Below are 24523 nucleotides of genomic sequence, written 5' to 3'. Positions count from 1 at the left end.
GGCGACGATTGCGCACCGTGGATCGCCGCTCGCGGAAATATGATCGTCAGGAACGGGTGAAGGTCATGATCCAGTTGACCTCCCAGCTCTCACCATCGTCGATCGAGAAGGCCTGTTCCCAGCGGGCCGAATTCTCGGTGACGTCCGACCAGATGAACCGGACCCGCACCGGCGTTTCACCCTCGGTGTCCTCGCCGTAGAAGACGCCGCGCCCGTCGGTGAACTCGCCGATGACAGGCGGGAAGAGTCGCCCGACGTCGCTGCTCGACCAGTTCAGCGACCACTTCCGGGCCACTGGGTCGAACAACCGCAGGGTCAGTCCCCGCACACCGTCGGGAAAAACGATTTCGTCGACATTCGCGTTTCCTTCGAAAAGGCTCCAACTCTTCGCGGGTGCCGTGAATTCCACCCAATCGTCGCTACCGGCCAGCCGCTTTGTCAGACGGCGGTTGAGGACATTCCACGAGCCTACGAGGAAATCGAATTCGCCCATGCCGAAACGGTATCACGCGATCAGGAGGCATCCGCGCCCGTCGAAGACGCCGATGCCCCGCGGCGAGGGCTTGTCGGGCCTTCGCCGCGGGGCGGTCTTGCGTTCGCGGCCCCCTCCCGGTGACCGTGTGGATTTCTGGTCATCCAACGCACCAAAATCCACACACCCGCCCGCCGGGAACGCGACACCAAAGGCCCCCGCTCCCTTTCCGCAGGTCAGCACCCCAGGCGATACTCACAGGACACGGGGGACACTTTTCGAGGTGTCAGTGTCCGAGTTGGGCGAGGGGGTCGTGAGTGGTAAAGAGGGTTAGAACGCTACTTGCCACTCACGACCCCCTTTGCCTAAACGGGCATATGCCGCAAAGTAGACATTTCGTCGCTGGAATGCGTCTCTTGTGGACACTCAGGTCCTGTCGGCCAGTCCAGAGCCATGCTTGGGCGTGAAGACCGCGAACTTGGCTTATGAAACGCGCGCTAGCCGTGCAGGGAGACCGGCAGTGAGACAAGGCCGTGCATGATCGTGCTGGTCTTCCACCGGAGCTGCTCCGGTTCCGCCGCCAGCGCGAGGTCCGGGAACCGTTCCAGCAACCCGCCGATGCCGATCTCCACCTGCAGACGGCCCAGCGGTGCGCCCGCGCAGTAGTGGATGCCATGACCGAAGGCGAGGTGACTGCCGAGCCCGCGGGTGATGTCCAGGCTGTCCGCGTGCTCGAACTTCTCCGCGTCGCGGTTCGCCGAACCCAGTGCCACCACCACGATCTCGCCGGCGGGAATGGTCACGCCGTCCAGTGCGATGTCCTCGGTGGTGAAGCGGAACGTCGCCAGGCCGACCGGACCCTCGTACCGCAGCAGTTCCTCGACCGCGGCGGGAAGCAACGCCGGATCCGCCCGTAGCCTGGCGAGCTGGTCCGGATGGCGGAGCAGGGTGTACACCCCGTTGCCGAGCATGCTCAACGTGGTGTCGTGCCCGGCCACCACGAGCAGGAAGACCATCGCCACCAGCTCGTCCTTGCTGAGCCTGTCCCCTTCCTCGGTGGCCAGTACCAGCGCGCTGAACATGTCGTCGCCGGGATCGGCGAGTTTCGCGTCGATCAGGTCCTCGGTGAACCTGGCCACCGCCGCCGAAGCCGTGGCGACCTCTTCCGGCGTGTGGTTCGCCCCGACGAGCGTGTTCGTCCACGCACGGAAGACCTCGCGATTCTCGGGCGGCACGCCGAGCAGTTCGGCGAGGACCGTGATGGTCAGCGGGGCGGCCAGATCCTCGATCAGTTCCGCCTCGCGCGCGCCGGCCATCCGGTCGAGCAGTTCCTCGGTGATCTCCTCGATCCGCGGCCGCAGGAGCTTCACCCGGCGTTCGGTGAAAGCCTTGCCGACCAGTCTTCGCAATCGGACATGGTTCGGCGGATCGCTGTTGAGCATGTGCGCGGCCAGCTCGTCGTCGACCGCCGCGGGGGTCTTGTCCGGCGACTCGGCGTGCCGGGCGAACAGCTCGTTGACCCGCCGTCCGTCCTTGCTGATCCGCGGATCGGCGAGCAGGGCGCGGGCGTCGCGGTAGCGGGTCACCATCCACACCTTGATGCCGTGTGGCATCAGCACTTCCCGGGGCGGGCCCGCTTCCCGCAACCGCGCGTACAACGTGTAGGAATCCTGGACGAAGTCGGCCGAGAGCCTTTCGACCTTCGTCGTTCGACGGCTTTGCATCAACATCCTCCACGCGTCCGGCGGACCGGACACGGTGTCTTGGTCGAGCCACGGTCATTCGAGGGGCGCCAGTACCTCACCGGTCGCCACGTCCACGACGCGGATCGCTTCCCGTGGACAGGAGTCGGCCGCGGCGAGCACCTCCTCGTCGGCACCGATCTCGACGTCGACCGGCTGTGACCTGTCGTCGACGATCCGGAACCGGTGCGGAAGGTCTCCCACGCACACCCCGGAACCTATGCAGCGGTCCTGGTCCACGAGGATCCGCCAGCGGCGACCGCTCTCGGTCATGTCAGTCTCCTTGGAATCGAACGGCGCCTTCGAGCGCTCAACTGCCGCTCCGGAACCAGTTGAACGAGGGAGCCGATCGTTCACGGGAATGTCTTGTGGCGCAAGGTGTTCTCTCGCTTGAGCGGTTACGGCTCCGGAGGCCGGTTGGTCGGGGTGGTCGTGAGTGGTAGTCAGGGTCAGCACACGAATCGCCACTCACGAGTCAGTTCGAGAGGGGATCTCCTTTGTTACGAAGACTTTGTGCCGCCCTGTGCGTCTCCACCCTGGTCGCCGGTTCGACGGCGGGCGCTCCGGCCGCGATCGCGGCACCCGCGGCCGCCGCCGAAGCCCGCGGCGGTGATGATCTGCCCGGCCCCGACGACGTGAAACGCAGGAAGCTGCGGCAGCAGGCGATCGCGGACGTGCTGAAGGGCAAGGAAGTCGCCGAGCGACGCGGCGCGAGCACCGTGGTCAGGACGGGTGGTCCCGTCGACGAGTACGTCGAGCTGGCCAGGGAATCGACCGACCGGATCTTCGTCGTACTCGCCGAGTTCGGCGACCAGCGGCATCCGTCCTACCCCGACGTCGACACCGATCCGGCCATCCCGGGCCCGGTCCGCTTCGACGGTCCGCGGCACAATCAGATCCCCGAGCCTGACCGGCGAACGAACAACACCACCATCTGGCAGCCAGACTACGATCGCCGCCATTACCAGGAGCTGTATTTCTCCACCGCTCCCGGCGCCGACTCACTGGCCGCCTATTACCGGAAGCAGTCCTCAGGCAGGTACTCGGTCGAGGGTATGGTCACCGACTGGACCACGGTGCCGTTCAACGAGGCCCGCTACGGGCGGTCGAACGGTTTCCCGTGCGCAGGCGTCGTCTGCGCCAACTCCTTCGACCTGGTGACCGACGCCGTCAACGCCTGGTACGGCGGGGAACTCGCCGCCGGCCGGACACCGGCGCAGATCCGTGCGCAGCTCGCGACGTTCGACGTCTGGGATCGCGACGACTTCGACCGCGACGGCGACTTCAACGAGCCGGACGGCTACCTCGACCACTTCCAGATCGTGCATTCCGGCGCCGACCAGGCCGACGCGGATCCCGTCCGCGGCGAGGACGCGATCTACAGCCACAGCGCTTACGCGTTCGCCAACACCACCGCCGGTCCGGACGGCAACCCGCGAGGCGGCACCCAGATCGGTGACAGCGGTATCTGGGTCGGCAACTACACCGTCCAGCCGGAGAACGGCGGTATCAGCGTGTTCTGCCGCGAGTTCGCGCACGACCTCGGCCTGCCCGACCTGTACGACACCAACGGTGGCGCGAACAACGTGAGCTGGTGGTCGCCGATGGCGCAGCAGCGCGTGTCCGGGCCCGGCGAGGTCATCGGCACCCGCATCAACGACCTGGACGCGTGGTCCAAGCTGCAGCTCGGCTGGCTGGACTACGAGGTCGTGGTGGCAGGTCAGACCCGCACCCTCGACCTCGGCCCGCACGAATACAACTCGGCGAAGGCCCAAGCGGTCGTGGTCGTGCTGCCGGACAAGCCGAAGACGTTCCACCATGGACAGCCGTTCGCCGGTCCGAACCAGTGGTGGAGTACCAGGGGCAACAACCTGTCCACCACGATGACCCGCCCACTCGACCTGACCGGCAAGACCTCGGCGTCACTGACACTCAAAGCCCGCTACGACATCCAGCCGGACTTCGACTTCCTCTACACGCAGGTCTCGACCGACGACGGCGTCACGTGGACCGCGGTGGACGGCCTCGCCGCCGGCGCGCCGTTCCAGCGGGACTTCAGCGGGCTACCGGCACTGTCGAGCACCACGGGAGGGAACTGGATCGACGTCAACGTGCCGCTCGACTCGATCGCGGGCGAGAAAGCCCTGCTCCGATTCCAGTATCGGACCGACGGCGCTTTGGCGCGGAGCGGGTTCTTCGCCGACGACATCACGATCACCGCGGACGGCGCGCCGTTGCTGACCGACGGAGCGGAGAACGGCGCGAACGGCTGGGCGCTCGACGGTTTCCGGACGGCGGCCGCCACCGAGACCCGCCTGTTCGACAACTTCTACCTCGCGTCGAACCGCACCTACGAGTCCTACGGCCGATATCTGCGCACGGGCCCCTACAACTTCGGATTCCCCGACAGACCCGCTTTCGTCGAGCATTTCCCGTATCAGACCGGCTTGGTGGTGTCCTACTGGAACACGTCCGAAATGGACAACAACACCAGTGAGCACCTCGGCTCCGGGCTGATCCTCCCGATCGACGCGCATCCCGCGCCGATCTACAACATCGAAGGCGCGCCTTGGCGGTCCAGGATCGCCGGTTACGACATGCCGTTCTCGCTCCGCAAAGCGGACTCGTTCACCCTGCACGTCAACGGAAAACCCAGCTACGTCCGCGGGCGGAACGCCGTGCCGCTGTTCGACGACACCGGGACTTTCCTGTTCCCCGACCAGCCGAACGCCGGAGTGATCCTCCCGGCGACCGGAACGACGATCCGGGTGCTGTCGCAGAGCGGTACGTCGATGCGGGTTCGCGTCGGCCACAAGTAGGGCGGCCGTGGTCGCGGGTCGCGAAAGCCACTTTCGCGACGCGAGCATGGACCCAGGCCGCGAGGGAATGCGCGCCGCACCGCATGTCATGAAAGGGTCGTTCAGGACGAAAAACGTCCTGAACGACCCTTTCATGACACTTGAGCGAGCCAGCACTCACCGAGCGCGGAATTACCCCGCCGGTGAACAGGCCGCGTGCGGGTTGACCACTCGCAGCGCCGAGGGCGGGTGGCGTTCGAGCAGGGCCTCGGGCCGGACGGGCCGGTGCACGAGCTCACCACCGCAATTGGGGCAGACGCCGCCGAAGCGCCCTTCGGTGCACGCAGGGCAGAAGGTGCACTCGAAGGTGCAGATGCGCGCGTCCGCCGAGGGCGGCAAATCTCGATCGCAGCATTCGCAATTGGGCCTGAGCTCGAGCATGGCGCGAACTCTACCCGAGACCGCTGTTCAGCTGAGCGATATCGGAACCGGACGAGATCCGTGAGACTCGGCCACCGAGAGGTTACTGGAGGTTCAGTGCAGACCGATCAGAGCATGGACGACTCGAACGAGGGCAGAATTTCCCGTCGCGGCTTTCTGGGGCGGACCGCGACGGCGTCGGCGGTGCTGGCGGTCGGCGGGCAGCTCGCCGATCCGGAGACGGCGGCCGCCGGGGGAAGCGGCCTCGTCGACGTGGAGTTGCGGGTCAACGAGCGCGTGGAGCGGCTGCGGCTGGATCCACGGGTGACGTTGCTCGACGCGGTGCGCGACGAATTGCGGCTGACCGGCACGAAGAAGGGTTGCGACCGCGGTCAGTGCGGAGCGTGCACAGTGCACGTCGATGGACGGCGGGTGCTGTCCTGTCTGACCTTGGCGGGCTCCGTGACCGGAAGGCGGGTCACCACCATCGAGGGACTGGCGCGGGGCGGCGAGCTGCATCCCGTGCAGCAGGCGTTCCTCGAGCACGACGGTTTCCAGTGTGGTTTCTGCACTTCCGGCCAGATCATGTCGGCGGTCGCCGTGCTCCGGGAAGGGCGTCCTCGCTCGGCCGAGCAGGTCCGGGAGCTCATGTCCGGCAACATCTGCCGCTGCGGCGCGTACGACGGCATCGTCGACGCGGTCCGGGCCGCGGGAGCGGCGGACTGATGCGGCCGTACGACTTCGCGATCACGCACAACGTGGCCGAGGCGCTCGACCGCGCCGCCGCGCCGGACTCGGCCTACCTGGCGGGCGGCACGACGCTGGTGGACCTGATGAAGCTCGAAGTGCTGACGCCGAGCCGGGTGGTGGACATCAACCGGTTGCCGCTGACCGGCGTGTGGACGGATCGGCATCGCCTGCACATCGCGGCCTTGGAGCGGATGAGCGACGCGGCCGTGCATCCACTGGTGACTTCGAGGTATCCGATGCTCTCCGAGGCGCTGCTCGCCGGCGCGTCGCCGCAGCTGCGGAATATGGCCAGCATCGGCGGGAATCTGTTGCAACGCAGCAGATGCGGCTACTTCCGCGACACCTCGACGCCGTGCAACAAGCGGACGCCCGGCACCGGTTGCCCGGCGATCAAAGGCGTCAACCGTGCGCACGCCGTCCTGGGGACCAGTGACTCCTGTGTGTCCACCCATCCGAGCGATCTAGCGGTGGCCCTCGTGGCGCTGGACGCCTCGGTGCGGCTGACCGGCCGGGACGGTTCGCGAGACGTCCGGCTCGCCGAGTTCTACCGGCTGCCGGGCACCACCCCGCACCTCGAGAACGACCTACGACCGGGTGAGCTGGTGACCGAGGTGACGGTGCCCCTGCTCGGGTGGGCGAACCGGTCGACCTACGTGAAAGTGCGGGACAGGTCCTCCTACGAGTTCGCGCTCGCCTCGGCAGCGGCGGCGGTACTGGTCCGCGGCGGTGTCGTACGTGACGTGCGGCTCGCGGCGGGCGGGGTCGGCACCCGGCCATGGCGCTTGGCCGCGGTGGAGGACGCCTTGCGCGGCAAGCCACTGCGGCTCGACGTCGTCGAGAAGGCCGCCGCGCTGGCCACCGAAGGAGCCCGGCCGTTGGCCCACAACGGGTTCAAGGTGCCGCTGCTGCGACGCACCATCACCCGTGCCCTGATGAAGCTGGCGGACCGGACATGACCTCACTCTCCCGTGTCGAAGGACGGCTCAAGGTCACCGGAACCGCCCGGTACTCCGCCGATTACCCGGTCGATGGCCTCGTCAACGGCTACCTGCTGCTCAGCACGGTGGGGCGCGGCACGATCCGTGCCGTCGACGCGACCGCCGCGCGTCGCTCCCCTGGTGTGCTCGCCGTCTACAGTCACGCGAACCCGCTGCCGCTGTTCGGCGGCGCCGAATCCGGCATCGGCTACAACTGGCTTCCGCTGCAGGACGACCAGGTTCGCCACCACGGGCAGATCGTCGGGCTGGTGGTCGCCGAAACCTTCGAGCAAGCCCGCGACGCCGCCGCCCTGGTCCGCATCGACTACGCCGCCGTCCCGGCACGGACGTCGTTGCGAGACGGGATGCCCGGCGCCACCCTGCCGGACGACGTCAACGGCGAACCGGCGCAGCTCGACCTGCTCGCCGACGGCGTCGCGTCCATCGACGAAGCCCTCGGCGCGAGCCCGGTGGTCGTCACCGCCACCTACACGCAGCCCATCGAGTACCACAGCGCCATGGAGCCGCACGCCGCCATCGCGGTGTGGCGCGACGGCTACCTCACCCTTTACAGCGGAGCACAGGCTCCGCAGCTGTTCGCCGGGACGATCGCGGCCACGATCGGCGTGGATCCCTCCCGGGTACACCTGCTCAGCCCGCACGTCGGCGGCGGATTCGGCAACAAGATCCTCACCTGGGGGCACCCCGTGCTCGCCGCGGCCGCGGCCAAGGCACTCGGCCGCCCGGTGCGGATCGTGCTCACCAGGGAGCAGACCTTCGGCGTCACCGGTCACCGCTCGGCGATGTCCCAGACGGTCTCCCTCGGCGCCGACCGCGGCGGGCGCCTCGCCGCCGTCAAGCACGACGCCTACGCCAGTCTGTCGAGCGGCGGCGACGGTTTCCTTTACGAGGCGGCGCCGCACACCACTTCGCGGTACTTCTACGCCTCGCCCAACATCCATGTCGGACAACGTCTGGTGACGCTGGACGTCCCGCCCCAGACACCGATGCGGGCACCCGGGCCGGAAGCAGGCTCGTTCGCGCTGGAAACCGCCATGGACGAACTGGCGGTACGCCTCGGCCTCGACCCGGTCGAGTTACGCATGCGCAACTACGCCACCACCTACCCGGGTCGCGGGGTGCCTTGGTCCGGCAAGCATCTCGACGAGTGCTACCGCGTCGGCGCCGAGGCGTTCGGCTGGTCCCGGCGTGCCGCGGTGCCCAGGTCGGTCGTCGACGGCGAATGGCTGGTCGGCACCGGAATGGCGACCGCGGCCTATCCGGCTTCGCGGTACCGCACCACGGGAAAGGTCCGGCTCCAGGCCGACGGCACCGCGGTGGTGTCCACCGCGACGTCGGATCTGGGCACCGGGATGTGGACGGTGCTGGCGATGGTCGGTGCCGACGCGCTCGGCATCCCGGTGGGCCGCGTCCGTTCCGCTCTCGGCGATTCCGCGCTGGCCGACAACCCCGGCGCGTTCGCCTCCGCGGGTACGGCGAGCTCCGCGCCGGCCGTCCACGCGGCGGCCCTGGCCGCGACGCGCGCGCTTCTCGAACTCGCCGTGACACACGAACGCTCCCCCTTCCACGGTCTGAGCCGGGATCAGGTCCGCTATGAACGTGGTGACGTCGTGGGGCCAAGGCGGCGGATCGCGTTCGGCACCCTGCTCGGCGTCGTCAATCTCGCCGGGATCGACGCGACGGAGACCACGGCGCTGGGGCCTGAGCGCGAGCGGTTCGCCTTCACCTCGTTCGGCGCGCACTTCTGCGAAATCGCGGTCAACCGGTGGACCGGAGAACCCCGCCTGCGCCGCGTGACGACGGTCATCGACGCCGGTGCCATCGTCAACGAGAAGACCGCGCGCGGCCAGATCACCGGTGGCGTGATCTTCGGCATCGGCCAGGCCCTCCTGGAGAACACGCACGTCGAGCCGGACACCGGCCGCATCGCCAACGCGAACCTCGCCGACTACGCCCTTCCGGTCGGCACCGACGTCCCACCGATCGACGTTCGCTTCCTCAACCACCCCGACACCGTCTTCAACCCACTCGGCGTCCGCGGGATCGGCGAGCTGGGCACCGTCGGTATCGCCGCCGCCATCGGCAACGCCGTCCACCACGCCACCGGCCGCCGCGTCCGCGACCTCCCCATCACCCTCGACAAACTGATGGAGACTTGATCTGTCGGATGCCTTAGGGTTCTTCGCGTGACGGACGTTGTCGAGCTACGGCAGTACACGCTTCACCCGGGACAGCGCGAGGTGCTGATCGAGCTGTTCGACCGGGAGTTCGTCGAGACCCAGGAAGCCACCGGGATGCGCGTCCTGGGGCAGTTCCGGGATCTCGACCGCCCGGATCATTTCGTGTGGCTGCGAAGCTTCCCCGGAATGCCGGCCAGGCTTCAGGCCCTGACGAGCTTCTACACCGGTCCGGCGTGGAAGGCGAACGCGGCGGCGGCCAACGCCACCATGATCGACTCGGACGACGTCCTGCTGCTGCGGCCGGTCCGGCAGGGAGCGTTGGCCGGCCTCGACCCCGCGATGCGGGACGCGCCCGCCTCGTCGTTGGTCACGGCCACGATCTACCACCTGCCGTCGCCACCGGAGGAGCAGGACGTCCGGTTCTTCGACGAAACCGTTCTTCCGCTGCTGGAGAAGGCCGGAGCGACTCCGCTTGCCTTGCTGCGGACGGAATACGCGGAGAACGACTTCAAGGGGCTGCCGGTCCGCACGGGCGAGCACGTCCTCGTCGTACTCACCTCGTTCCCCGGGCAGGACGCCTACGCCGAGCACACCGAGCGGCTGGCCGGACTCCCCGAGTGGCGTGACGACGTGCAGCCCCGCCTGCCGGACTCCGTCGAGCGGCTGCTGCTGACCCCCACCGACCGGTCGATGCTGCGCTGATCGTCACCGCAACGCGGAGGACAGCCGATTGACCAGCCTTGGCAGCTCGGTACCCGGCGCCCGGGCGGCGAGCGCGCGCAACGTCAGGCATTCCTCGCGATACCACGCGAGCCCGGCGCCGCGGTTCGCCGCGAGCCGGGAAAGCTGGTCACGCACCGCGCCCTCGTAGTACCCGACGATGCGGTGCGTCGACGTGCGCTCCTCGTCGGCCGTGACGTACTCGTCGGTGGCGAACAGCCGCACCAGCCCCGGAACCCGGTACCGGTCCATCCGCACCGTCTCGATGAGCCCGGCGTCGACCAGCCGTTCGGCCGCCGATTCGGCCAAAACGACGGGGATGTCGAGCGCGGCCGCGAGCGCGGCTGTCGAGACCACCGGCAGGTCCAGCACTCCGAGCTGGCCGAGGGCGCACGTCGCGAACGGATCGGCGACGCGGCGCAGCAACCGGACACCTGCCCGCAAGCCGTCACGGACGCTGAGCCCGTCGCAGGTCAGCGCGTCCAGCCGGCGCACCGGATCGGCCAGCCGCGCGGCGAACTCGCCGATCGTCCATTCCGGACGCCGCGCGAGCCTCGTGGCGGCGATGCGCAGAGCGAGCGGCAAATGGTCGCAGAATTCGGCGAGCCGGACGGTGGCGGCGAGGTCGGTGTCCACCCGGGGAGCCCCGGCGTAGCGACGGAGCAGTGCCGTCGCGGCCGTCGTCGGGAGCCTGCCGAGCCGAAGCAGGCCCGATCCGTCCACCGCGGTGGAGGCCGGGCGGCTCGTCAGGATCACCGCGCAGCCCGGCGCGGCGGGCAGCAGCCGCCGGATCTGTTCGGAGTCGGCGACATCGTCGAGCACGATGATCACCCGACGGTCGGCCAAGGCAGAGCGCAGCAGTGCGGCGGCTCTCTCCTCGTCCGGTGGGATGTCCGCGGCCGGTACGCCCAGTGCCGCGAGCAGCCGTCCGATCGCGTCGACCGGCGGCGTCGGGCCGTGCGTCGCGGACGCCCCGAGATTTAGATGCACCTGACCGTCCGGAAAGGACCCGGCCACCCGATGGGCGGCGTGTACCGCCAAGGCGGTCTTGCCGACGCCCGCCATGCCGTGCACGGCGCAGCGCTGCTCTCCGCCGGTCAGCCGGGCGGTGATCCACGCCAGCTCGTGTTCCCGGCCGATGAAGGCGGGCACGTCGGGAGGCAGGGTTCGCGGCACGGCGAGCCGCGGGGCCGCGGTCGTGGTGCCGCGCGGTGCTTCCAGCAGCAGCGGGTCGTCCCGCAGAATCCGGCCCTGCAGCTCCCGCAACGGTTTGCTCGGCTCGACACCGAGTTCGTCGACCAGCAGCCTGCGCAAATCCCGGTACGCGCCAAGGGCCTCGGCCTGTTGCCCGGACCTGTAGAGCGCGACCATCAGATGTGCGTGCAGCCGCTCGCGCAGCGGGAACTGCGAGACCATCAGCTTCAGTTCGGGCAGCAGCGCCTCGTGCCCGCCGAGCCCGATCTCGGCCTCGATCCGCGCCTCGACCACCGCCACGCGCGCCTCCTCGAGCCGCGCGGACTCGGCGAGGACGGAGGGGACCATCGCCACATCCGCCATCGGCGTCCCGCGCCACATCCCGAGCCCTTCGGTCAGCGCCGCGACCGCCGAGGACAGGTCGCCCTCGGCAAGGCTCTTCCGGCCCGCCACGACCAGCCCCTCGTATTCGTCGACATCGGTCGCGCCGGCCGGAAGCACGAGCCGGTAACCGGGTGCCCTGGTGCTCAGCATCCGCCCTCCCGGATCGCCGAGGCCGTTGCGCAACCCCCAGACGTACCCGGCCAGCAGGCCGGCGGCGCTCGGCGGCGGCCGCTCGCCCCACAGCTCCGCCATGAGCTGATCCGCCGACACCGCGCGGTTGGCGTTGATCAGCAGGACGGCCAGCAGGGCCCGTTGCTTCGGGGCACCGATCGAGACCCACTGCCCGCCGTCGAAGAATTCGAGCGGGCCGAGGAACCGGAACCTGACCGGTGACGCGTTCGATTCGCCGTTAATTGACGTCCACCATTCTCCGGTGCTCTACTCACCCTTCGGCGAATACCGAGGGTGAGGTGCAGGATGGATAACGCTAAACCATGGTTGCTGGAGATTCGACTGTTCAAGGTAAAGCCGGGCAGCCGGGAGGAATTCGATCGCATAAGCCGCGAGGGCACCATTCCGTTGATGCGGCGGCTGGGTATCACGGTCCTGGCGCACGGTCCGTCCCTGAACAACGAAAACGGCTATTTCCTGCTGCGCGCCTTTTCTTCCGAGCAGGAACGGGTCGAGCGATCCCAGTCGGTCTACGCCACGGACGAATGGCTGGCGGAGTACGACGGCCCGGTCACCGCGATGATCGAGGACTATGACACCTCGGTCTTCGCGGCGGATCCGGCCGAACTCGGCCGCCTCATCCGATAGGGCGGGCCGCCCCGTTCAGCAGGAGCGCCTCGGCGAGGCAGACCCGGGCGAACTCGCCGAGGTGCAGGCTCTCGTTCGGGCCGTGTGCCCGGGTATGCGGATCCTCGACGCCGGTCACCACGATCTCGGCGTCCGGGAACTCCGCCTGGAACGTCGAGACGGCCGGGATCGAGCCGCCGACTCCGATCTCCACCGGCGCGACCCCGTCCCATGCGGCGCGGATCGCCGACCGGGCCGTTTCGTAGTGCGGCCCGGTGGTGTCGATGACGCACGGTGCGCCACCACCGTCCAGGTCGACCGAGATCGCGGCACCCCAAGGACAGTAGGCCTCGAGGTGGTCACGGAGCGCGGCGAAGGCCTTGACCGGATCGTCACCGGGGGCCAGCCGGGCGCTGATCTTCGCCCGCGCCACCGGAACCAGCGCATTGCCCGACTCGAGAACCGACGGCGCGTCGATACCGAGAACCGACAGCGACGGCTTGGTCCACAACCGGTCCGCCATCGAACCGGTGCCGGTGAACCGGACGCCGTCGACCATCCCCGCCTCGGCGCGCACCCGATCGGCCGAAAGCTCCAGTGTGGACTCGCGGCCGGCCACGAGCCCTTCCACCGCGACGTCGCCCGCTTCATCGTGCAGCGTCGCCAGCAACCGGACGAGCGCGGTCAACGCGTCCGGGACCGCTCCCCCGAACATTCCACTGTGGACGGCGGCGTGCAGGGTGCGCACCTCGGCCACACAGTTGACGATTCCGCGTAACGAGGTGGTCAGCGCGGGAACGCCGATGTCCCAGTTGGCCGAATCGGTGATCACGATCAGGTCGGAGCGCAGCTTGTCGTGATGCAGCCGGAGCAGGTCGGAGAGCGAAGCCGAGCCGTACTCCTCCTCGCCTTCGACGAACACCACCACCCCGATCGGCAGAGCGTCGCCGAGTGCCCGCAACGCCACGACATGCGCCATCAGCCCGGCCTTGTCGTCCGCCGCGCCGCGTCCGTAGAGCCGGCCATCGCGCTCCTCCGGCTCGAACGGGTCGCTGTCCCACAACGCTTCGTCTCCCGGTGGCTGGACGTCATGGTGCGCGTACAGCAGCACGGTCGGCGCGCCGGGCGGCGCGGGCCTGCGGCCGATGACGGCCGGACGGCCACCGGCACGGACGATCTCGGTGTCCAGCCCGCAGCCACGCACCAAGGCCGCCACCGCCTCCGCGGAACGGTCCACCTGCGCGTGATCGAATTCGGGAAAGGCGATACCGGGAATGCGGACCAGATTTTCCAGATCGGCACGCGCACGGGACATTTCCCGTTCGACGGCCGTCCTCAATTCGGCTTCCTTCAGGTCCTTGGTCGTCATGAATCGGATCGTACGGCGCGGCCGACGGAAAAGGAGCCGGTCAACCGCGCGTGAAATCGAACGCCGTGGCGTTACGCTCGGGCCATGCTGCTCGGAATCGACCACATCGGACTCGTGACCGGAGAACCCTCGGCACTCGGCCCCGCCATGACCACGCTCGGGATGTCCAAACTGGACAGTGGAATCGCCGCCGGATATCGCGTGGCGTGCGAGTTCTGGCAGCCGGCGGGGCGAGAGGGGCAACCCCTGATCGAACTGGTCTCCCCGGCAGGCCCCGGCTCGGCGCTCGACGGCCACCTCACCCGCTTCGGGCCCGGACTGCATCACATCGCCATCGAAGTGGACGACCTCGAGCCGGAGCTGATCCGGTTGCGCGAAGCCGGATTCACGATGGTCGACCGCGAGCCCTGCGCCGGTGCCCGGCCGGGAATGCTGGTCGCCTTCACTTACCTGGCCAGGCCCGCCGGACTGCTGCTGGAGCTGGTCCAGTACTCGCGGGCTCGGCACCTTCCCGCCGGAAGCCCATGAGGGCCTCGTTCCCCATTCGAGTCCTGGTGACGAGTGGGGGCTCATCACACCGGCCTGACACCTCCTCGACTGTCCACAGGGGACCCTTTCCAGGTAACAATGCCTGATTCGGGCGTTTTGCGAAGGGGTCGTGAGTGGCAATGATCGTTCTAACGATCATTGCCACTCACGACCCCCATCGAGAACCGTGCATCTAGCCATCAATCAGACATTTCACCGCTCGAAACTGTCCCTTGTGGACACTCAGGGGCTTGACCTCGAGTAGCACACGACCCAGAACCGAACAGCGATTATGCGACTTTGCCGGGACCCTTACCCTGAAAGTAGGGAAGGAGGCCTTCACGGACAGGCGAAGCCCGGTCATCGCACCAAGGCGGCCGCCGCCACCCGGCTCGCCGCGACCACGATCTTGGCGGCGCCGCCCGACCCGCCGGTGAAGGTGAAAACCCCCGGGCCTGTCTCGCGTAGTTCGAGGCCCGGCGGGTCGTGATAGCAGTCGGACGACGCGGTGGTCCGATGTGGACCGTGGCCGGCCGGTGGATGGCCCAGCAGGCGGCGGGCCTCGTCCGCGACCCGCTCGGCGAGCGCGGCGTCCGGCCGCGGACAGGAGGGGTCGACGTCCCAGCGATCGCTCGGCAGGCCGAGCAGGAATCCCGCGTCACCCGCCGGGCGGCCCCACATGCCGGTGTCCTCCCGGACGAACGCGCCCAGCCGGGCGGGCCGCCCCTCGTACACGGTGTACTGGATCTGTTTGACGCGCATCCCGCCGGTGGGCAGCCCGCTCGCCGCCAGCAACACGGGCGTCCACGGGCCGGCGGCGAGCACGACCGCGTCATATCCCGCGGTCGTGCCGTCGGCCAGCCGCAGGGCCGGGCCCGGACCCACGGTGGTCACCGGGAGCCGCCGGACGGTCGCGCCGCGGTCGGTGAGCCAGCCCAGCGCGGCGGCCCGCAACCCGGCGGGCGACAGGTAACCCGCGTGCCGTTCGACGACCGCGGTCATCCCGATGGGCAGGTCGCGGAACGGATACCGGCCTGCCAGCTCGGGGCCGGTGAGCAAGGTCGCCGAGCCGGGCAGCACCTCTTCGAGCACCCGGAGCGGCTCGGTCACCTCGGCTCCGGCGGGCAGTAGGTACACCGCTCCGACCTCCCGGTAGTCCGACGCAGTCCGCAACGCGGGGTCTTCGCGCAGTTCCGCGAGACTGCGCGCGGCCAGCAGGCACTCCGGCACCGCCCGCTCGAAACCACGGACCAGACCGCCGGACGCACTGGTCGCGTCGCCGTCGGCCGACCGGGTGGTGTACAGGTCGACCGCGAGCCCCGGCACCGACCGCAGTAGCCGCCAGGCGAGCATCGTGCCCGCGACGCCGCCGCCGGCGATTCCCACGCGCACCGCGACTCAATCGGAGGCGTCGGACCGGGCGGCCACCGCCCGGCGCAGGTCGTCGGTGAAGTCCGCGACCCGTCTGCGCAGCGGGAGCTCGACGTCGGCACGGGACAGCAGCTCATCGGCCAACCGCAGGGTCTCGGGCGAGGCGGCGTAACGCGGGTAAAGGAACCGCACCAGCACGTCCAGCACGAGGTCACCATGCAGCCTGGCGGCCGCGGGCATCTCGGCGAAGAACCGCGGGACGTACTCCGCGGTCAGCTCTGCCTGCTCCGGTTGCCAGAATCCCTCGGCCAGGGCCCAAAGGCCGTAGCTCGAAACCTCGGTGTCGCCGGTGATCGCCTCCCATGCCGCGCTCTTGGCCGCCGGATCCGGCCTGGCCGCACGGCATTTCGCCGCGAACTGCTCGCCCCGGGTGCTGGGATCCGCCCGGTGCGCCGCGGCGATCTCGTCCTCGGAAAGCCCGCCGAGCACGGCGAGCCGGTACCTGGTCCGCCAGGCCAGATCCGCGTCGAGCACGAGCCCGGCGGGCAGCCGGGTGCCGTCCAGCCAGCCGCGAAGCTCGACGGTGTCGGCGCTGAACTCGATGAGCCCCCGGCACAGGCACAGCCAGATCTCGTCGGATGGCGAGACCTCCGCCATGCGGTCGCGAATCGCACCGGCGATGGCGGCGAGCGCGGAGGGCCGCAACGCCGGGTGAAGAAAGCGGTCGGCGACGTCGACGCGGGCCTGTTCGAGCACCTCGACGACGATGGACGGTTCCGGCTCCACGGCGAGCATCCCGGTCACCAGGTCGAGGTGGTCGGCGGCCGGGTAGGCGCCGTCCTGCACCGCCAGTAGCAGCGCGCACCACACCATGGCGCGGTTGACCGGGGACAACCGGGGAAGGAACTCGGGCAGCGCGGCGCGGGAAAGGTCGTCGAAGCGGATCTTCGCATAGGTCAGGTCGCCATCGTTGAGCAGCACGAACTTCGGCGCCGGACAGCCGACCAGCTGCGGCAGCTCGGTCCGGGGGCCGTCTATCGCGACCCGCACCGTCGTGGACTCGTCGCCGTAGCAGCCCACATCCAGTGTGTGCGGCCGCGGCACCGGGTGGCCGGCCGGGACGTCCTGGCGCACGGCGGCCGCCGTGATCACCCCGTCGGTCACCGTGATCTCCGGGGTCACCGTGCTGACATCGCAGGTGGAGAACCACACCCGGGCCCATTCGGTCAGATCGGTTCCGGTGGCCTCGCTCAACGCGGCGAGGAAGTCGGAGAACGTCGCCGTGCCGTACGCGTGGCGGGTGAAGTAGACGCGCAGGCCCTCGCGCAAGGCCGGGGTGCCGACGCGGGCGGCCAGCTGCCGCAGCACCGAAGAGCCCTTGAAATAGGAGATCCGGTCCAGTTCGAGCAACACCGTCCGCACGTCCGGCCCGGCGAGGCTCACCGGATGGGTCGACGGCCGCTGGTCGGCGACGTAGGCCTGGGCCTTGCGCCGCACGGCGAACGTGGTCAACGGCCCGGAGAACCTCGTCACGTCGCTGGTGACCCGGTGGGCCATGTAGTCGGCGAAGGCCTGACCGAGCCAGAGGTCGTCCCACCAGGTGTTGGTGACCAGTCCGGCGAGCCACATCAGGGACAGGCCGTGCGCGATGACCACGGCCCTGGTCTCCCGTTCGCTCGCCGGCACGGCGGAGCCGAACAGGTACAGCTCGCGCAGCAGCACGCAACCGGGGTGATCGAGCGAGAGCACGCTGAACTCCGGGACGAAGACCTGGTCGAACTTGCCGAACGGATAAGGCACACCGAACATCCGCCCGTACTCGTCGAGGCATTGCCCGGTGATCTCGAAGACCTCGTCGATGTCGTCCTTGAGCCCGTCGGCCAACGAGGCCCGGCAGTGCAGGCCCAGCGGCACTCCGTCGTGCTCGGAGTGGAAGGACTCGTACGGACCGGCCGCCAGCGTGGTGAGGTAGGTCGCCAGTGGCGCGGTCTCGGCGAGTCGCCAGCGTCCCGCGCCGAGCCTGGTCGCCGGTGCGTTGCCGAGCACCTGCCAGTCCTCGTCGGGAACGGTGACGGTGAAGGTGAACGGCGCCTTGAGATCCGGCTGGTCGAAGCAGGCGAAGATCCGGGGCGCGTTGTCGATGAACACGAAGGCGTACAGGTAGACCCGGCCGTCCGCGGGATCGGTGTACCGATGCAGGCCTTCGCACTCCCGTGAGTAGGCCATGTCGGCGACCACGACGATCTCGTTCTCGCCGGCGAGGCCGGTGAGCGTGAGCCGTCCGTCCTCGAGCGCGGCGACGTCCAGTCCACGCCCGTTGAGGGTCACCGAGCGCAGCGCGCGGGGGCGCACGTCGAGGAATGTGCCGTCAGCTCCGGAACGCGCGTCGAAAACGATTCTCGTCGTCGATCGGAATATCTCGTCCCCCAGTGTCAGATCGAGATCGACCCGATACGAACGTACCCGCAGCAATGCGCCGCGCCCCTGCGCTTCGGCCTGCGTGAGACTGGGCATTTCCACGACCCTCCAAATAGCTGTATCGCCGCCGCCGAACAGCTCAGGCGGCCGCCGGTCGGACAATCTTCCGAGCCGCCGAATAGCGCATTCGATGCTCAACCGCGTCCTGTGAAGCAGTTGAACGGGCAGCGCGGACCGCCCGATGGTTCCGCCGGCGGCCCCTTGGCGCACTGGAACTCGCTTGAACACCTAGTTAGTGGTCGATCGACGACCTACCCTCTGACCAGGAGACGGGGAGGGCAACAGTGATGACGCAGTTCATGAGTTGAACGACGCCTGGTTCAATGGGGACATTTTAATGGGGGACGCGGTCGGCGACGGTTTTGCATCCTCGTGCTGCCGCATAAATCGTAATTCAGGTCTGAGGCGAGGACGCCCGAAAACAGTGAAGAGTGGATAGTCGGTAATCGGGGCGGGCGCCAGGACTCATTCAGGGTAAGTCGCAGGTTTGCCATCCACAACCCGACGGGGGTGCCCATTGACCGGGCAAGCTGACCACGGCGCCAGCCAGGGGTATTCGGCTGATTCGAAAGAACCGGACGAACCGTCGACCGAGTATCCGAAGGCGGGTCAGGTCACCAGCGCCGTTCCGTTGGCCGCGTTGCGGCCGGCGGACTCGCCGCGGTTGATCGGTGAGGACGCCGAGCACATCCGGGTGCTGGCCGAACCGGATCGCGCGCTGCCGCCGATCCTGGTCCACCGCTCGACCATGCGGATCATCGACGGGATGCACCGGCTCGGCGCGGCCCGCCTGCGCGGCCAGAACACCATCGACGTGGTCTTCTTCGACGGCAGTGAGGAAGACGCGTTCGTACTGGCGGTCAAGGCCAACGTCGCGCACGGCCTGCCGTTGTCCTACGCGGACCGCGAGGCCGCGGTCGCCCGCATCGTCATCTCCCACCCCGACTGGTCGGATCGCGCCATCGCCGCGGCCGCCGGACTCGGACCCCGCACCGTCGCCACGGTCCGCGGCCGGATCGACGGGCTTCCGCAAGGAACGGCACGACTCGGCCGCGACGGGAAGGTCCGCCCGCTGGACAGCACCGACGGACGTCGCGTCGCGAGCCGGCTGATCGCGGCCTTTCCGGACGCGTCACTGCGCTCGATCGCACGCGCGGCGGGTATCGCCCCGGCCACCGTTCGTGACGTGCGCGAGCGGATCCAGCGTGGCGAGGACCCGGTGCCACCGCGACGGCCACGCGCCGTCCGGGACGGCCACACCGAACGCCGCGAGACCAGCCAGCCCGCTCACGACCACACCGAACGTCTCTCGACGACGGAGCGCAACGCGGTCCTTCGGAACCTCGAGCGTGATCCGTCCCTGCGCTTCGCCCAGACCGGTACCCGGACGCTGCGCTGGCTCGTCCACCGGGTGATCGCCGAGGAGGAGTGGCGTGAACTGGTCGACACGGTCCCCCCGCACAGCGTGTACGTCCTCGCCGCACTGGCTCGCCGGTGCGCCAACGAGTGGATCGAGTTCGCGCACCAACTGGAACAGCGAGTCGGCTCACAGAAGTCGTAGCCCGCCCGTGAATACGACAACGTGTTCAACCGAGCATCGGAACTCAGTTGAACGACGAGCGGTTGTCGAAGGGCGAAGTGTGCGGCAGTATTCCGACGCAGCACGCCATGGGGGCCGAGAACTGTTCGCGAATTCCCTCGGACCGGACTCGACGAGTGACCGTCATCGCCGAAAGCAGCCCGCGTCCGATCGATTCGAATCAAGCCGCCATCGACATCGGTTCATGATTCACGCGGAAAACTGTCGCCGACCGGATTCGGCAAGAGGAGAAGAAATGGCAGCACCGCTCGCCGAATTCGGTATCGCCGGCTTCGGTTACGCCTTCGGTGAAGACCAGGACGTCGAACACGTCGCCGGCACTTATGTCGCGGACCCGGAACGTGTCGTCCGCTGGGGTTATCGGAACTTCCATCGTGCCGCGGACGGGGTGACCTCGACCGCGCTGGCGGCGGAGGCGTCCCGTGCCGCGCTGGACAGGGTCGCGATGGACCCCGCGGATGTCGATCTGGTGGTGCTGGCCAATTCTGAACTGGCGGAGTACCCGTATTGGGACTCCTCCGCCGCACTCGCCAGGGAGCTGAAGATCCGGGAGCGGCAGACGATGCTGCTGACCGAAGGCTGTGCCTGCGGGGTGACCGGACTCGGCGCCGTCGCCGGGCAGCTGGCGTTGCAGCCGGAGCTCGACACGGTGCTGTTCACCGCCGTCAACCGGGTCAGCGAATTCCATCGCAACCGGATGAACGTCAACAACGCCGTGCACAGCGACGGCGCGGTCGCCGTGGTGCTGCGACGAGGGCACGACCGCACCACCTGGCTGGCCACCGAGCAGTTCACGGATTCCGACTTCTGCGACTGGTTCCGCACCGATATCGGCGGCAGCGTCACGCCGATACCCCCACCCGGGTGGTCGAGTGCGACAGCGCTGAGTGGGACCGAACGCGTACAGGCCCATTTCCGGAAAGACCCCCGGCAGCTCCAGAAGTTCGGCGAACAGCTCAACGCGCGAGTCGTCGAAGTGGTCGAGCGGGCCTGCCGCCGGGCAGATGTACGGCGCGAAGATCTCGCCCGGTTCATCTACATCAACGACCCGGACGGCATCGCCGATGTCGCAGGTCTGATCGATTTCCCACTGGCCATGACGAACCACGAGCTGGCGAGCGACCACGGCCATATGGGAGCGGCGGATCAGTTGGTCGCGCTCGGGACGTACCTCGACCGCGGCGAACTGAATTCGGGGGATCTCGTCGCGCTGGCCGGAATCTCCATCGGTATGCGCTGGTATTGCACGATTTTCCGAGTCTAGGCAGGGGTCGATGAACGATTTCACGGAATTGCTCGGCAGCCTGCGCGCCGCGATGGCCACCCACTCGACGCCTTCGCCGGGCTTACGACAACGGCTCGGGGAGGTCGAGGATCCGGCGACGGTCCGCCGGGCGGGCCGCATCCTCGCCGATCTCCCGTCGGCCGGGCCGGACCTGCGACCGGTCCGGGTGGCCGTGCTGGCAACCTGCACGATCGGCCCGTTCGAGCATCTGCTGCGCGCCGCACTGGTCGCCACCGGCACCCGGCCCACCCTTCTCCTCGGTGACTACGGCGCGTTCGAGCTGTCACTGGCCGCGGGCGAGATCGACGGCTCCCCCGACGTCGTCACCTGTCTGCTGGACGAGCGGTACTTCGTGCCCCGTGAGTGGAGCGCCGTCGACACGGCGGGCCTGACCGAACACCTGGCGGCCCGGTTCGCCGAGCTGCGAGGACTGATCCTCGCCTGCCTGCGGCGCACACCGGGCGCGTTCGTCCTGCACACCGTGCCGATGCCCGCCGAACTGCGGGATTCGGTGATCAGCTGGCGGGCACGGGCCGCGATCGGCCGGGCCTGGCACCGGCTCAACGCGGACCTTCTCGGCCTGGCGGAGGACGACGGCCGGATCACGGTGGTGGACCTGGCCGGTGAACTCGCCGACCTCGCGGTCGCGGCCAGGGACGAGCGACTGCACCGGTACGCGGACCTGCCGTACACCGACGGCGCGCTGCTCGCGCTGGCGCGGCAGCTCGCCAGGGTGGTCGCGGCCAGGTCGGGCCTGTCCCGCAAGGTGCTCGCGGTCGATCTGGACAACACGCTGTGGGGTGGCGTGCTCGGCGAAGCGGGCGAGGCCGGGCTGCAACTCGGCGGGTTGTACCCGGGGAACTGCTACCAGGACCTGCAGCGGGCCGTGCGACGGCTGCACGAGCAAGGGGTCGTCCTCGTACTGGCCAGCAAGAACGACGGCGGCGCGGTCGACGAGGTGCTGATCGGTCATCCGGAAATACTGCTGCGCCCGCAGGACTTCGCGGTCCGCGCGGTGAACTGGTCGGCGAAGGCGGAGAACCTGCGGCAAGCCGCCGAGACGCTCAACCTGGCCGCGAACGCGTTCGTCTTCATGGACGACTCCCCGTTCGAACGCGGGCACGTGGCCGCCGAACTGCCCGACGTCGCGCTGGTGGCTGCCGACGGCGACCCGGCCCACCTGGTCCGCGCGCTGCTACGGCCCGGCTGGTTCGACGTGCCGGAACTCACCGGCACCGACCTGAAGCGTCCGGCGCTGTACCGCTCGCGCGCGTTGCGCACCGGCTTCTCCACCGGATTCGCCTCGTCGGAGGACTACCTGCAGGCGTTGCGGACGCGGGTGACCGCGCATCCGGTCACCACCTTCGAGGTGGGCCGGGTCGCCCAGCTTTCCGCCCGCACCAACCAGTTCAACCTGACCGGGCACCGGTTCGACGAAGGCGCCACGACCGCGATGTGCGCCGATCCGGACCGGCTCGTCGCCTCGTTCGCGGTCTCGGACCGGTTCGGCGACGAGGGGATCGTCGGCGCCGCGTGGATCGAATGCCGAGGACGGGTCTGGCGGGTACTGAACCTGGTGCTGAGCTGCCGGGTGTTCGGCCGGGGCATCGAGTTCGCGATCACGGACTGGATCGTGCGACGGGCTCGCGACGCCGGGGCCACCGCACTGGCAGGCCGTTACGTGCCGACCGGACGCAACAAGGTGGCGGACGGCTTCTGGGAGAAGGCCGGCTTCACCCCGTCCGACGAGGACGGCCTGTACACCGTGGTGCCCGCCACCGCGCCGAGTTGTCTGCCCACCTGGATCGCCTACCCGGAGACGAGTGATGACCGACATGGATGACACGGCGTCCGTCGTGCTGAACACGCTGAGCGAAGTGCTGAACAAACCGGACGGCGACCTGCGGGCCCGCCCGGTGCTCGCCACCCACGGCTGGGACAGCCTCTCGTCGCTGGAAGTCCTTTCCCAGCTGGAAAGCAGGCTGTCGGTAACGCTCGATCTGCGCAGCTACCACGCCGCGCACACGGTGACGGCCCTGATCGACCTCGTCGCGGTCGCCGCGACGACCAACACGGGCGCCGGTCGGCGCGAATAGCCGGGGAGGATTTGCGGTGCGATTTCAAGAAGTAGAGTTGCTGGCGATCGGAGCGGGCCCGTCGGGCCTCGCGCTCGCCGTCGCCGTCGAGGAGCTCGCGAAGTCCGAGCTCGCCAAGGAAACGCTCATCGTCGAGCAGCAGGACGACGTGGTCTGGCAGCGCGGCATGTTGATCCCGTGGACGCAGAGCCAGGTCTCCTTCCTCAAGGACCTGGTGACCCAGCGCAACCCGCGGAGCCCCTTCAGTTTCGTCAACTACCTGCACTCCGTCGGCCGCTTGGACCAGTTCATCAACCTCGGCAGCTTCACGCCGTACCGGATGGAGATCTCCGGCTATCTGGGCTGGGTCGCGAGATCCCTGCCGAACGTGCGGATCGACTACGGACGGCGCTGCGTTTCGGTCCGGCCGTTCGGTATCGCGGACGGGACCGGCGAGTGGCTGGTCCAGATGGCCGACGGCAGTGCCGTGGTGTGCCGTCACCTGGTGGTCGCGGCCGGGCGGGACCCGTACATCCCGGAGACCTTCGCGGCCATCCCGCGCGAGCTGATGATCCACAGCACCGAGTTCGCGGCCCGGATCGGCGAGATCGACCCCGAGCAGACACGCCGGATCGTGGTCGTCGGCGGGGCGCAGAGCGCGGCCGAGATGCTCTGGACGGCACACCAGACGTTCCCCGGGACCCAGTGCACGATGGTGATGCGCTCGATCGGCCTCAACGCCTACGAGACCAGCAAGTTCACCAACGAGTTGTTCTACCCGTCCTTTGTGGACGAGTTCCACTCGGCGCTGCCGGAGGCCAGGGCGCAGCTGCTGCGCGAGATGCACCGGACCAACTACGCCGGTCTCACCACGGACATGCTCGACACCCTGTACCGGCAGATGTACATCGAACGGCTCACCGGGACCGAACGCATCGAGATGATCCCGATGGTCGACGTGGCCGAGGCCGAGATGGACGGCCGCGAGATCGTGCTCACCCTCGTCGACCGCAAATCCGGCCATCGCTCCACGCAACGCTGTGACGTGGTGCTGCTCGGTACCGGTTTCACCAAGCGGATGCCGCGGATCGTCAACGACATGGCCTCCGCCGTCGGGATCGACGAGATCACCGTCAACCGCAGCTACCGGATGGGCCTGCCGCCGTCGTTCAGCGGGACCTGTCACCTGCAAGGGGTGAACGAGGCCACCCACGGCATCGCCGACTCCCTGCTCAGCGTGCTGGCCGCGCGGGCGGCGGAGATCGTCAGCGACGAGCTCGCCGAGCGCCGGGCGCCGCGGTTGCCCGCCATCACCGAAGCCGCCGCCCGCCCGCTCGCCGCCACCCAAGGAGCGCAGTGAC

20 protein-coding genes are annotated in these 24523 nt (G+C 68.7%); 12 read left to right on the top strand and 8 right to left on the bottom strand.

Annotation, left to right across the window (positions count from 1 at the left end; genetic code table 11):
* Positions 1-46: 46 nt before the first annotated feature.
* From DMH03_RS32370 to DMH03_RS32360, 3 genes are all read right to left on the bottom strand, one after another.
* The gene (locus DMH03_RS32370) at positions 47-493 is read right to left on the bottom strand and encodes a hypothetical protein (RefSeq protein WP_125795775.1); all 447 of its coding nucleotides are present in this window, start codon (positions 491-493) and stop codon (positions 47-49) included.
* A gap of 476 nt (positions 494-969) precedes the next feature.
* Positions 970-2196 carry a cytochrome P450 gene (locus DMH03_RS32365; RefSeq protein ID WP_125795774.1) on the bottom strand — a complete coding sequence of 409 codons (1227 nt, stop codon included), beginning with the start codon at positions 2194-2196 and terminating at the stop codon, positions 970-972.
* A gap of 54 nt (positions 2197-2250) precedes the next feature.
* A complete protein-coding gene (locus DMH03_RS32360; protein ID WP_125795773.1) occupies positions 2251-2487 on the bottom strand; it encodes a ferredoxin in 237 nt (78 codons plus the stop codon).
* A 224-nt stretch (positions 2488-2711) separates the two neighbouring features.
* Here DMH03_RS32360 and DMH03_RS32355 point away from each other — a divergent pair, with 224 nt between their 5' ends.
* Positions 2712-5033: an immune inhibitor A domain-containing protein gene (locus tag DMH03_RS32355; RefSeq protein WP_125795772.1), complete on the top strand. Its 2322-nt coding sequence runs from the start codon at positions 2712-2714 to the stop codon at positions 5031-5033.
* Between the two features lie 171 nt (positions 5034-5204).
* Here DMH03_RS32355 and DMH03_RS43075 read toward each other — a convergent pair whose 3' ends face one another.
* Positions 5205-5453, bottom strand: a complete 249-nt coding sequence (locus DMH03_RS43075) for a DUF1272 domain-containing protein (RefSeq protein WP_125795771.1) — start codon at positions 5451-5453, stop codon at positions 5205-5207.
* A gap of 114 nt (positions 5454-5567) precedes the next feature.
* Here DMH03_RS43075 and DMH03_RS32345 point away from each other — a divergent pair, with 114 nt between their 5' ends.
* The 4 genes from DMH03_RS32345 to DMH03_RS32330 are packed head-to-tail and all read left to right on the top strand — an operon-like array spanning position 5568 to position 10062.
* Positions 5568-6158, top strand: a complete 591-nt coding sequence (locus DMH03_RS32345) for a (2Fe-2S)-binding protein (RefSeq protein ID WP_125795988.1) — start codon at positions 5568-5570, stop codon at positions 6156-6158.
* Positions 6158-7138, top strand: a complete 981-nt coding sequence (locus DMH03_RS32340; protein WP_125795770.1) for a xanthine dehydrogenase family protein subunit M — start codon at positions 6158-6160, stop codon at positions 7136-7138. Before DMH03_RS32345 ends, DMH03_RS32340 begins: the two co-directional genes overlap by 1 nt.
* Positions 7135-9339 (top strand): xanthine dehydrogenase family protein molybdopterin-binding subunit, encoded by a 2205-nt coding sequence (locus DMH03_RS32335; protein ID WP_125795769.1) that lies wholly within the window; start codon positions 7135-7137, stop codon positions 9337-9339. The genes DMH03_RS32340 and DMH03_RS32335 overlap by 4 nt, the downstream gene beginning before the upstream one ends.
* A 27-nt stretch (positions 9340-9366) precedes the next feature.
* Positions 9367-10062, top strand: a complete 696-nt coding sequence (locus DMH03_RS32330; protein ID WP_125795768.1) for an NIPSNAP family protein — start codon at positions 9367-9369, stop codon at positions 10060-10062.
* Positions 10063-10065: 3 nt separating this feature from the next.
* Here DMH03_RS32330 and DMH03_RS32325 read toward each other — a convergent pair whose 3' ends face one another.
* Positions 10066-11988: an AfsR/SARP family transcriptional regulator gene (locus DMH03_RS32325; RefSeq protein ID WP_255431270.1), complete on the bottom strand. Its 1923-nt coding sequence runs from the start codon at positions 11986-11988 to the stop codon at positions 10066-10068.
* A gap of 252 nt (positions 11989-12240) precedes the next feature.
* Here DMH03_RS32325 and DMH03_RS32320 point away from each other — a divergent pair, with 252 nt between their 5' ends.
* The gene (locus DMH03_RS32320) at positions 12241-12477 is read left to right on the top strand and encodes a hypothetical protein (RefSeq protein ID WP_233611753.1); all 237 of its coding nucleotides are present in this window, start codon (positions 12241-12243) and stop codon (positions 12475-12477) included.
* Here DMH03_RS32320 and DMH03_RS32315 read toward each other — a convergent pair.
* Positions 12467-13825, bottom strand: coding sequence for a dipeptidase (locus tag DMH03_RS32315; protein WP_125795765.1), 1359 nt, complete (start codon positions 13823-13825; stop codon positions 12467-12469). The two genes, DMH03_RS32320 and DMH03_RS32315, sit on opposite strands and share 11 nt — an antisense overlap.
* 84 nt (positions 13826-13909) lie before the next feature.
* On the opposite strand from DMH03_RS32315, the gene DMH03_RS32310 reads away from it, so the two are divergent.
* Positions 13910-14353, top strand: coding sequence for a VOC family protein (locus tag DMH03_RS32310; RefSeq protein ID WP_125795764.1), 444 nt, complete (start codon positions 13910-13912; stop codon positions 14351-14353).
* Positions 14354-14713: 360 nt separating this feature from the next.
* Here the strand turns inward: DMH03_RS32310 and DMH03_RS32305 are convergent, their stop codons facing one another.
* Both DMH03_RS32305 and pepN read right to left on the bottom strand, forming a co-directional pair.
* Positions 14714-15745: an FAD-binding oxidoreductase gene (locus DMH03_RS32305; RefSeq protein WP_199749103.1), complete on the bottom strand. Its 1032-nt coding sequence runs from the start codon at positions 15743-15745 to the stop codon at positions 14714-14716.
* Positions 15746-15751: 6 nt separating this feature from the next.
* Complete coding sequence (gene pepN / locus DMH03_RS32300) at positions 15752-18238, bottom strand: aminopeptidase N (RefSeq protein ID WP_125795763.1); 2487 nt, start codon at positions 18236-18238, stop codon at positions 15752-15754.
* A gap of 481 nt (positions 18239-18719) precedes the next feature.
* Here pepN and DMH03_RS32295 point away from each other — a divergent pair, with 481 nt between their 5' ends.
* The 5 genes from DMH03_RS32295 (at position 18720) to DMH03_RS32275 (ending at position 24522) form a co-directional block, all read left to right on the top strand.
* Positions 18720-19763 (top strand): ParB N-terminal domain-containing protein, encoded by a 1044-nt coding sequence (locus DMH03_RS32295; protein WP_125795762.1) that lies wholly within the window; start codon positions 18720-18722, stop codon positions 19761-19763.
* Positions 19764-20037: 274 nt separating this feature from the next.
* Positions 20038-21066 (top strand): 3-oxoacyl-[acyl-carrier-protein] synthase III C-terminal domain-containing protein, encoded by a 1029-nt coding sequence (locus DMH03_RS32290; RefSeq protein ID WP_125795761.1) that lies wholly within the window; start codon positions 20038-20040, stop codon positions 21064-21066.
* Between the two features lie 10 nt (positions 21067-21076).
* Positions 21077-22930, top strand: coding sequence for an HAD family hydrolase (locus DMH03_RS32285; protein WP_125795760.1), 1854 nt, complete (start codon positions 21077-21079; stop codon positions 22928-22930).
* Positions 22914-23183: an acyl carrier protein gene (locus DMH03_RS32280; RefSeq protein ID WP_233599028.1), complete on the top strand. Its 270-nt coding sequence runs from the start codon at positions 22914-22916 to the stop codon at positions 23181-23183. The genes DMH03_RS32285 and DMH03_RS32280 overlap by 17 nt, the downstream gene beginning before the upstream one ends.
* A 16-nt stretch (positions 23184-23199) precedes the next feature.
* Positions 23200-24522: a lysine N(6)-hydroxylase/L-ornithine N(5)-oxygenase family protein gene (locus DMH03_RS32275; protein ID WP_125795759.1), complete on the top strand. Its 1323-nt coding sequence runs from the start codon at positions 23200-23202 to the stop codon at positions 24520-24522.
* Position 24523 lies beyond the last annotated feature (1 nt).

Origin of the sequence: Amycolatopsis sp. WAC 01376, assembly GCF_003947415.1 — a bacterium.
Taxonomy (GTDB): domain Bacteria; phylum Actinomycetota; class Actinomycetes; order Mycobacteriales; family Pseudonocardiaceae; genus Amycolatopsis.
The sequence above is the reverse complement of the archived record's forward strand: the minus strand, read 5'-3'. Positions and strand labels throughout refer to the sequence as shown.